9 protein-coding genes and 1 pseudogene are annotated in these 9,316 nt (G+C 61.3%); 2 read left to right on the top strand and 8 right to left on the bottom strand.

Annotated features, from left to right (window positions below):
• The 4 genes and pseudogenes from QVP03_RS05310 to QVP03_RS05295 all read right to left on the bottom strand — a co-directional run.
• Window positions 1-364: pseudogene (locus QVP03_RS05310) on the bottom strand (hypothetical protein); the annotation flags it as partial.
• A gap of 42 nt (window positions 365-406) precedes the next feature.
• Window positions 407-2,764, bottom strand: coding sequence for an outer membrane beta-barrel protein (locus tag QVP03_RS05305; protein ID WP_022332527.1), 2,358 nt, complete (start codon window positions 2,762-2,764; stop codon window positions 407-409).
• Window positions 2,765-2,768: 4 nt separating this feature from the next.
• Complete coding sequence (locus QVP03_RS05300; protein ID WP_022332526.1) at window positions 2,769-3,146, bottom strand: DUF2141 domain-containing protein; 378 nt, start codon at window positions 3,144-3,146, stop codon at window positions 2,769-2,771.
• A 19-nt stretch (window positions 3,147-3,165) separates the two neighbouring features.
• The gene (locus QVP03_RS05295; protein ID WP_022332525.1) at window positions 3,166-3,393 is read right to left on the bottom strand and encodes a 2TM domain-containing protein; all 228 of its coding nucleotides are present in this window, start codon (window positions 3,391-3,393) and stop codon (window positions 3,166-3,168) included.
• A gap of 218 nt (window positions 3,394-3,611) precedes the next feature.
• Here QVP03_RS05295 and QVP03_RS05290 point away from each other — a divergent pair, with 218 nt between their 5' ends.
• Window positions 3,612-5,021 (top strand): sialate O-acetylesterase, encoded by a 1,410-nt coding sequence (locus QVP03_RS05290; RefSeq protein WP_022332524.1) that lies wholly within the window; start codon window positions 3,612-3,614, stop codon window positions 5,019-5,021.
• Between the two features lie 48 nt (window positions 5,022-5,069).
• On the opposite strand, the gene QVP03_RS05285 is transcribed toward QVP03_RS05290, so the two are convergent.
• On the bottom strand, window positions 5,070-5,372 hold the full coding sequence (locus tag QVP03_RS05285) for a GNAT family N-acetyltransferase (protein WP_022332523.1): 303 nt from the start codon (window positions 5,370-5,372) through the stop codon (window positions 5,070-5,072).
• Window positions 5,373-5,452: 80 nt separating this feature from the next.
• Here QVP03_RS05285 and mutY point away from each other — a divergent pair, with 80 nt between their 5' ends.
• Entirely contained in the window at window positions 5,453-6,493 is a 1,041-nt protein-coding gene (gene mutY, locus QVP03_RS05280; protein ID WP_022332522.1) for an A/G-specific adenine glycosylase, read from the top strand.
• Here the strand turns inward: mutY and QVP03_RS05275 are convergent.
• The 3 genes from QVP03_RS05275 to QVP03_RS05265 all read right to left on the bottom strand — a co-directional run.
• Window positions 6,469-7,482: a calcium/sodium antiporter gene (locus tag QVP03_RS05275; RefSeq protein ID WP_022332521.1), complete on the bottom strand. Its 1,014-nt coding sequence runs from the start codon at window positions 7,480-7,482 to the stop codon at window positions 6,469-6,471. The genes mutY and QVP03_RS05275 overlap by 25 nt on opposite strands.
• Before the next feature lie 4 nt (window positions 7,483-7,486).
• A complete protein-coding gene (zupT, locus tag QVP03_RS05270; protein ID WP_022332520.1) occupies window positions 7,487-8,287 on the bottom strand; it encodes a zinc transporter ZupT in 801 nt (266 codons plus the stop codon).
• A gap of 289 nt (window positions 8,288-8,576) precedes the next feature.
• Window positions 8,577-9,316 (bottom strand): HAD-IIA family hydrolase (locus QVP03_RS05265; RefSeq protein ID WP_288210655.1); only part of this gene is annotated, 740 nt, incomplete at its 5' end.

The following is a 9,316-nucleotide window of genomic DNA, read 5'->3' as shown; positions in this document are numbered from 1 at the left end:
GGTCGACCGCCCACGGGTCGTACCCGCAAATCAGGATCGCCGACAGGACGACCAGTGAGGCTATGCAGCTCCATATCTGTTCCAGCAGCCGGTCGGTGTAGCTTTTGACCTGCGGGGCGCGGAACCTGTTATGCCACCAGGTCACGGCGCCCCCTGTTGCCGCGGCTGGCAGCCACAACCATAGCCAGGCGCGGCAGTCGGTGGTTTTCAGCAGGACGAAGATCACGATGGCGGTCGCGGCCAGTAGGTATCCCCACAGGAGGAACAGGTTGCTGCTGCCGAATGAGAGCCGTCGGCGGGTGCCGCGGATCATCTGCTGGATGAGTTCGATGCGCTGGTTTGCGTCGAGGTTTTTGTCTTCCATGGCGGACGGTGGGTTACGGGGGATAAAGTTACGAATTATTTTTTATTGTTCCGTGCTTTTCACGAGGCGCTTGCGCTGGGTTTCCGCTGCACTTTCGACGGTGCGGGCGCGGAATTTTTTGCCGGTGCGGAAATTCCAGGCCGCGCCGACTTTCCACAAGCGCCCCGACCAGGCTTGCCGTGTGTCGATCGTGCGCCGCATGCCGTCGGTCAGGGAGGCGAACTCCCAGTCGCAGCCGGTGATGTTCGACAGGGTGCAGAAAAGCGTCAGGCGTTTGTCGAAGAGCTGTTTTTTGACGGTCGCCGAGAGCGTGTGGCGCGGCCCGACCTCGCTGTTGCCCGAGTAGAGGCGGCTTTGGGCACGGTAGGCGGCTTCGGCGAAGAACCCGGCCGGCAGCGTGAACGAGCAGGTGGCGTCGGCGAACATCAGGTAGTGCGTGGCCGGGCTGTCGGTGCTGTTGAGCCGGATGCGCTGCATCACCCCGACGGCATTGACCGAGAGGTTCCACCAGCGGGTGATTTTCGCCGGGACGCTCGCCGCCACGAACCAGTGGTTTTCGGTGTAATGATTCTCGGGGCGGATATACACCGCGTCCGGGTCGGTTTCGTCCCTGTGTGCGATTTCGCGGATCAGGTCGTGGTGCAGGTTGCCTCCCACGGTGAGCGTATAGCGGTATTTCCATACGGCCGTGAGCGAGAAACGGTGTATGTAGGTCGGCCGCAGCGAGGGGTTGCCCGACTGCCAGCTGTAATCCGATATGCGGATCCGTGCGGGGTTCAGCGCCGGGAATGCCGGGCGTTCGATGTTGCGGCTCCACTGCGCCACGAGCAGCCATGTGCGCAGGGCGTTGAGCGCGCGGCTGACCGAAACGTTTGGGAACAACCCGAAATAGGAGCGGTCGAGCGTCTGCGATGCGACGGAGGTGTATTCGCCGCGCAGCCCGGCCGAAAGCTCCCACCGTCCGGCGCTGTATTCCAGCGAGGCGTAGGCCGCACCGATCTGCTCGGTGTAGTGCTGGTCGTAGCTGTATTCGGGCAGTGCCAGCCATGTGCCCTGCGTCTGTGCTGCGTAGTGGCTTTTGTCCGCCATGCCGTTGCGGGTGTAGCGCAGCCCCGCGCGCAGTGTCAGGCCGTGCGGCAGTTTGCGCGTAAGCCCGGCGTCGGCCGTCAGGATGTCGTACACGGAACCCGTGGAGGATTCGTAGAGCGAGTCGCGCAGGGTTCCGGGTGCGGAGGTCGTCGTATGGTAGCTGTTGTCGCCGTGGGAGGTGTAACGCGTGTAGTCGGCGATCAGTTTGAACTGCGATCCCAGCGTGTCGATCTTCCAGATGTAATTGGCGGTTGCGGTCAGGGTATTCCCGCCCATGTGCTGGCGGTAGCGGCTGTCGCTCTGGGTTTGTCCGAGTGTGGTGCGCGATAGTGTCGGCATGTGGGTGCTGCGTTCCGTGTATTCGATGTCGAAACCTGCGGTGTGTTTCGGCGTAGGGTCGAATACCGCGGAGAAATGCCCGCGCCCGTAGTTTGTACAGCTCTTCGAATCGCTCCTGCCGGCGAAGGGCAGCCGTTGCCCGGCCTGTTCGCGGGTCTCCGTGAAGCGGCTTTCGGCAACCGGAGTGAAGCTTCCCGACCCTGATGCGGTGAGTGTCCAGCGCCCTGTGCGGATGCCGATCCGCCCCGAGGGGGTATAACCCGCTATCCGGTTGCTTTGCATCGTAGAGAATTGCAGGCTGCCGTCCATGCCGCCGTCGCGGCGCCGCCGGAGCGTGATGAGGATCACACCGCCCCGGCTGTCGGCGGCGAACTCGGCGCCGGTCAGCGGCACGACCTCGATGCGGGCGATGTCGGCTGCGGTCAGGCTGCGCAGGTAGGAGGTGTTTTCCTCCGCCGAACCTTTCAGCTCGCGGCCGTCCACGTAGACTTTCGTACCGCCGGCGCCGTTGATCGAGATGCCGTCCTCACCCAGCCATACGCCCGGCGCCCGTGCCAGCAGTTCGGTGCCGTCCTGTCCCGCGAGTGCGGGCGTATTCCCGATGCTGACCACGAACCGGTCGGCCTGCCGCGTCACCGTCTCGGCGGTCACCGTCACCTCGCTGATTCCGAGAGGTGCAAAGGGTAAATCACCGAGGTCGGTATCCGCTGCGGCGACGCATACTTCCTGTTCGAAGGGATGGTAGGCGACGTGGCGCAGTACGAGCGTGTAATGGCCCGTATCTGCCGTGAGCACGAAGCTCCCTGCGTCGTCGGTCGTCGTACCCGCTGCCTGGCGTCCGTCGCGCAGCAGGACTGCCGTGGCGTAGCCGACCGGGCTCTCGCCCTCCAGGACGCGCCCCCGGAGGGTATGTTGAGCTGCGGCCGGGATCGTCGCGGCGAGCAGCAGTGCGGTGAGCAGCGGGCGGTACATGCGCCTATTCGTTTTCGGTGGCAGGATAGTAGAGCTTCAGCGTAGCCGTGTTGTGCTCGGCGGGCAGCTTGCATTTTCGGGTGGCGTAGCCTTCGGCAGGGCCGCGCTCCCCCATCTTCATTTTGTAATCGCCGTCTTCGTCGTGGAAAAGCGAAAGCTCGGCCGCATCGGCTTCGATGCCTTCGAGCGTCACGACGACTTTGCCGGCCCTTGCGGCTGCCATGCCGTAGACGGGCTGTTCCTGCCCGGCGACCTTGGCCATGACGAGGATGTTGCCCTTGTCGTTGCGAATGTCCGATACCGTGACTTCGAGCGTCTTGGCCGAGACGGCCGTGGAGGCCAGCATGAGGCTGGCGGCCCGTAACAGGTGTAAGGTTTTCATAACCGGGATTTTTATGGGTTTAACGGTAATCTTTGTCCTCGTCGCAGCCCGTCAGGTACCATGCGAGCGAGAGGATCAGGTTCAGTCCCCAGCCGGCCATGACCCATACCACCCACCAGTAGTGGGGCGAGGTGTACCAGTTGACGAAGGTGAGGAACGCGCATACCGCGACGTAGGTGGTGATGCGGCGGGCGAACCAGCGGCCGAAAAGGCGGCGTTTGTCGGTGGTGTTTTCCAGAAGTTCCATAGGTTTGCGGTGTGAAATGACTCTCTTGGTTTATAAATTGGTTTATAAATCTATTGTAAATATAAAGTAGTTTGTGAAATAAACCAAATTTTCGGACAGGAATTTTCGAAAAAATTCGATACCTATATTAACAGCCGGGTTGTTTTTATGCACGCGGGGTATTCCCGGTTGCCGGAAAAAATGTAAATTTGCGGGAAATAAATTGATACCGCACCGATATGAAGAAACTCATTTTGTCCCTTATTTGCCTTGCCGCCGCATGGGGTGCCGCGGCCAAGGTCGAACTGCCCGAGATCATCGGCAGCGACATGGTGCTCCAGCAAAATGCCCAATGCCGCCTCTGGGGCTGGGCCGATCCCCGGGCCACGGTGCGGATCGAAACCTCGTGGGGTGCCGAATGCACCGTGCGAAGCGATGCCGACGGCCGTTGGTCTGCGCGGGTGAACACCCCGGCCGGCAGTTATGAGCCGCAGCAGGTGACGATCGTAAGCGGCGATAGGGTCGTGCTCGACAACGTACTGATCGGCGAAGTCTGGTTCGCCGGCGGGCAGAGCAATATGGAGATGCCGCTCCGCGGGTTCAATAACTGTCCCATCGCCGGGGCCAACGAGATCATAGCCCGTGCGGGGAGTATGCGCGACAGGCTCCGCTACGTGAAAATACCCCTCACGGCGGCCTATACGCCCCAGGATCGGGTTCCGGGGAAATGGAGGCCATGTACGGTGGAGACCGCGCCCGATTTCACCGCCACGGGTTATTTCTTTGCCGAACTGCTCAGCGACGTGCTGGACATGCCTGTCGGCATTGTCGACTGCACGTGGGGCGGGACGCGTGTCGAGGGTTGGACGAACCGCGAGATACTGGAAACCTATCCCGATATCGACCTGACGGAAAAAGGCATCGAGGCTACGACCGACTGGCTGCGCCCGATGGTGATGTACAATGCCATGCTGCACCCGGTGGCGGGGTATACCGTCCGTGGCTTCCTGTGGTATCAGGGTGAATCGAACGTAAACCAGTATAAGGACTATGCCGTCCGCCTTTCCAACATGGTAGGGCTGTGGCGTTCGCTCTGGAAGCAGGGCGATATCCCGTTCTATTACGTCGAGGTCGCCCCCTTCGCCTATGGCAGCGGCAACGGCCCCTATCTGCGCGAAGCGCAGTGGGAAGCACGGGAACTCATCCCCAACAGCGGCGTGATTTGCACGAACGACCTGGTGGAACCCTACGAGGCAACCAATATCCACCCCAAGAATAAACGGGAGGTAGGGCACCGGCTGGCCTACATGGCACTCAACAAGACCTACGGTTTTTCAGACATCGCCTGCGAAAGCCCGCGGTTCAGGTCGATCGGGATCCGCGACGGAAAGGCTTACGTTGCCTTGTCCCATACCGAAGAGGGGTTCAGCCGTATGGAGGATATCCGCGGGTTCGAGGTGTGCGGCCCCGACCGGGTATTCCATCCGGCCGATGTGGAGGTCGACAGGCGGGAGCTGTTGCTGGTCGTCTCGTCGAAAGAGGTTGCCAGTCCGGTTGCCGTGCGGTACGGGTTCCGCGACTTCATGCCCGGCAACCTGGCCGACATCCGTGGTTTACCGGTCGTGCCGTTCCGCACGGACGATTTTTGAATGCCATGATACCGTAACAGGAAACCCGCCGGGAGGCGGGTTTCCTGTTTATTTGGCCGGTATTTCTTTCAGTACCACGTCCACCCATTCGGGATGGCGGCGGATATATTGGGCGATGAAGGGGCACTGGGGGATCATTTGTAGTTTCTTGGCGCGCAGATCCTCCAGTACGTCGTGCACCAGCTCGGCGCCGATGCCCTGCCCTTCGTATTTTTCAGGGACTTCGGTGTGTGTCAGGATAATGAATCCCTGGGTTTTGATGTATTCGATGATGGCGATGTCGTCGCCCAGGTCGAATTCATAGCGCTTTTCGTCGGCATTGTCGACCAGCGTGTGTTTTTTTCTTTCCATAACCTTGCGTTTTAGATAGTGGCTTTACCTCTTCAAATATAGTTCCTAATCGGGAAAAATGTTATTTTTGCATCCGAAAGATGGAGCCTGTTTCCGACATACTGCTATCCTGGTTCGCCCGCGAAGGCCGTGACTTGCCCTGGCGTCGCACGCGTGACCCTTACCGGATATGGCTTTCGGAGGTTATCCTGCAACAGACGCGCGTGGCGCAGGGATTGGAGTACTACCTGCGCTTTACGGAGCGGTTCCCCGACATCGCCGCACTGGCAACTACGCCCGAGGACGAGGTGCTCAAACTGTGGCAGGGGTTGGGCTATTACAGCCGTGCCCGTAACCTCCATGCTGCCGCGAGGCAGGTCATGTCTCGGTTTGGCGGGGTATTCCCTGTCACCTACGAAGGCGTGCGCGCGCTGCCCGGCGTGGGCGACTATACTGCGGCGGCCGTCTGCTCGATCGTTTACGACGCCCCGTGTGCGGTGCTCGACGGGAATGTATACCGGGTGCTGGCACGGCTTTTCGATATCGGCATCCCGATAGATACGACGGCCGGGAAGAGGACGTTCGCCGAGTTGGCACAGTCGCAGCTGGATACTTCCCGCCCGGGACTTTACAACCAGGCGATCATGGATTTCGGGGCCCTGCAATGTACCCCTGCGCAGCCCCGGTGCGGGGATTGCCCCCTGGCTGGGCGGTGCCTCGCCCTGGCTGCCGGCACGGTGGACGTGCGTCCCGTAAAACAGGGGCGTGCGAAGGTGCGCGACCGTTGGTTTAACTACCTGCATGTGACATGCGGCGGGCAGACGCTGTTGCACCGTCGCGGCGGAGGCGATATCTGGCAGGGGTTGTATGAATTTCCGCTTATCGAAACGGACAAAGCTGTGGATTTTGCGGAGCTGGCTGCAACGGCGGCGTTCCGCGAGTTGCTCGGCAACGGCAGGTGGCACCTGCTTCGCAGCGTCACGATGCCCGGGCACCGGCTTTCGCACCAGCTTTTGCATGCGGTTTTCCACCGCATCGAATGCGATGCCATACCCGCTTTCCCGTCCGTGGAAACCGCCGCGCTTGGCGGCTATGCCCTGCCTCGGCTGGTCGACCGCTACCTGATCAAATACCAGATATAAGCGATGTAAATCGCCAGGAAGATAGCGCCTTCCCACCGGTCGAGCTTTTTGCTGCGGAACGTGAAGGCTGCCATGAACAGCAGCAGCGAACTGAGCACGACCACGAGGATGTCCGTCAGCGTGATCCCGCCCATCGTCAGAGGGTGGATCGTGGCGCTGATGCCCAGGATCAGCAGGATGTTGGCGATGTTCGATCCGATGACGTTGCCGAGCGCCATTTCGGCCTTGCCTTTGAGCAGCGATACCACCGACGAAGCCAGTTCCGGCAGCGACGTGCCGCCCGCCACGAGCGTGGTGGCGATGACCGATTCGCTGATTCCGAGCGTGCGGGCGATCGCCGTGGCGCTTTTCAGGAACATCTCGCCGCCGAAGACCAGTCCCGCGAGCCCTCCTGCGATCATCACCCCCGCCAGCCACAACGCCATCGGTTTCTTTGTGCCTTCGGCTTGTTGCGCCCCGTTTTTCAGGGCAGCTCCGGATACGGGAACGGTCATCCCGGTTGCCGCACCGGGCATGCTGCGCTGGCGTTTGGTTGTGCGGATCATGTACCACATCAGCCCGATGTAGAGCGCAAGCATGACGATGCCGTCCGGGCGGCCGATCCTGTCCGTTGCCCCGGCGCATACCAGGCGGTCGGAAGTGACCGCCAGCAGCACGAGCGACGCGGCCATGCCGAACGGGATATCGCGCCGGATGTTCTCCTTCGTAAGCACGAGCGGCCGGATCAGCGCGCAGATTCCCAGGATTACGAAGACGTTGAAGATGTTCGAACCGACGACGTTGCCGATCGCCACGTCGCTGTTGCCCGCCGCAGCCGAGAGCACCGAGACCACCAGTTCGGGCATCGAGGTGCCGACGGCGACGATCGTCAGGCCGATGATGAATTCCGGGACGCGGAAACGCTGGGCTACCGCCGCAGAGCCGTCCGTCAGGAAATTTGCGCCGCCGAGGATCAGCCCCAGGCCGACGAGTAGTAACAGGATGTCCATTGTTTTATCCGAGTATGATGAGACTTACGGCCATCAGTGCCATGCCGGCCACTACGCCGTAGATCGAGATGTGCGCTTCGCCGTATTCACGGGCCGCTGGCAGCAGTTCATCGATCGAAATGAATACCATGATTCCCGCCACGCCCGCGAGGATGCAGCCCATCAGTGTCGGCGTCATGAAGGGCATCAGCACAAGGTAGGCTAACACCGCCCCGACAGGTTCCGCGAGCCCCGACAACAACGAGAGTTTGAAGGCTTTTTTGCGGTCGCCCGTGGCGTAGTAAACCGGGATCGAGACGGCAATGCCTTCGGGGATGTTGTGGATGGCGATCGCCGCGGCGATGGCAACGCCCAGAGCCATGTTGTCCACGGCCGAGGTAAACGTGGCGATACCTTCCGGAAAATTGTGTATGCCGATTGCCAGTGCGGTCATTACGCCCATGCGCATGAGTTTCGGGTTGCGGGGCTGCTTGTCCATCTCCTCGACCATGTGTGCCTCGTGGGGGTTTTCGAACGAGGGGACGAGCCGGTCGATGATGCCGATGAGCAGTATCCCGGCGAAGAAGCTGGCGACGGTGACGATGATCCCCGTCTGTGCGCCCCATTCGTCCGAGAGGGTGGTGTGCGCCTGCTGGAACAGCTCGACGAACGATACGTAGATCATCACGCCGCCCGACAGGCCCAGCGAGAACGACAGCAGCCGCTTGTTGGTGCGGCGGGCAAAGAAAGCGATGGCGCTGCCGATGCCGGTGGCCAGTCCGGCGCCCAGCGTCAGCAGCAGGGGTATGAGGATATTGTGTTCCATAGGGTTTACCGTTCGTTTATCTGGCTCTATCGCCGCGATGATGGTGCAAACGGGCGGGAAGAGCGCAAACTCCCAATTGTCCGGGTGCGGTTTATCTTCTGCAAAGATAGTGCTTTTCCGGTGAACACCGTAAAAAACCGGGCTCTTTCGGAGCCCGGTTTTTCTGATAGGAGTATAACCTCCGCCTATTCGGAGTGCTGTTTCCGACAGGCATTTGTGCGCCCCAGCGCTGATATGCCGGTGCGGCGGTGCGGTGCTGCCGGTCTGGCGGACGGCATGCCGCGTCCGGTTATTTGCTGTGCGCTTCGCGGATCAGCGCGCCCAGCACTTCGATGCTGTCGGCCGTGATGTGCGGCTGCGGGTCGGCCTTGTCCGCCACGTCGAGCGTCGTTTCGCCCGAGAGCACCAGCACGCCCATGGCCTTGGCATTGTGCGCCATCGCCACGTCGGTGTAGATGCGGTCGCCGACCATCGCGATCTGGTCGGGTTGCAGGCCGTGGCGCGAGAGTATGCCCGAGAGCATGTTGGGATCGGGTTTGCCGAGCGTGATGTCGGGCCGCCGTCCCGTGGCATGTTCGATGCAAGCGCAAATGGAACCGCAGTCGACCAGTACCGTCGGCTGGTCGGTGGGGCATACCCGGTCGGGGTTGGTAGCGATGTAGGGCACGCCCTGCGACACCCACCATGCGGCGCGGCACAGGCGGTCATACTGCAGCGTCATGTCGAACGCCGCGACCACCACGTCCGGCACGTCGTCCGCCGAATCCGCGGCCGATTCGAAACCTGCTGCCTCGAATTCCGAGATCATGCTCGGCGTGCCGAGCAGGAAAAGCCGTTTGGCCGCAGGGTAGTGCTCGCGGATGTAGTCGATCGTCGCAAGGGCGGTGGTGTACATTTCCTCGCGTGTGGCGTGTATGCCCAGCACGTCGAGCTTGTGCAGGTAGTCGGCGATCGACTTCGACGGATTGTTGGTCAGGAACGAATAGCCGATGCCCATCTCCTTGAGCCCCGCGAGGAACGGCTTGGTGT

The sequence above is a fragment of the Alistipes sp. CAG:29 genome, from assembly GCF_000435435.1.
In the GTDB taxonomy this organism is placed as follows: Bacteria; Bacteroidota; Bacteroidia; order Bacteroidales; family Rikenellaceae; genus Alistipes; species Alistipes onderdonkii.
This window is presented reverse-complemented; position numbering and strand designations above follow the sequence as displayed.

What these genes read in the sequence shown, in the direction of transcription:
- QVP03_RS05305 (WP_022332527.1), bottom strand. Translation starts at nt 2,764, where the DNA reads ATGTACCGCCCGCTGCTCACCGCACTGCTGCTCGCCGCGACGATCCCG.
- QVP03_RS05290 (WP_022332524.1), top strand. Translation starts at nt 3,612, where the DNA reads ATGAAGAAACTCATTTTGTCCCTTATTTGCCTTGCCGCCGCATGGGGT.
- mutY (WP_022332522.1), top strand. Translation starts at nt 5,453, where the DNA reads ATGGAGCCTGTTTCCGACATACTGCTATCCTGGTTCGCCCGCGAAGGC.
- QVP03_RS05295 (WP_022332525.1), bottom strand. Translation starts at nt 3,393, where the DNA reads ATGGAACTTCTGGAAAACACCACCGACAAACGCCGCCTTTTCGGCCGC.
- QVP03_RS05275 (WP_022332521.1), bottom strand. Translation starts at nt 7,482, where the DNA reads ATGGACATCCTGTTACTACTCGTCGGCCTGGGGCTGATCCTCGGCGGC.
- zupT (WP_022332520.1), bottom strand. Translation starts at nt 8,287, where the DNA reads ATGGAACACAATATCCTCATACCCCTGCTGCTGACGCTGGGCGCCGGA.
- QVP03_RS05285 (WP_022332523.1), bottom strand. Translation starts at nt 5,372, where the DNA reads ATGGAAAGAAAAAAACACACGCTGGTCGACAATGCCGACGAAAAGCGC.
- QVP03_RS05300 (WP_022332526.1), bottom strand. Translation starts at nt 3,146, where the DNA reads ATGAAAACCTTACACCTGTTACGGGCCGCCAGCCTCATGCTGGCCTCC.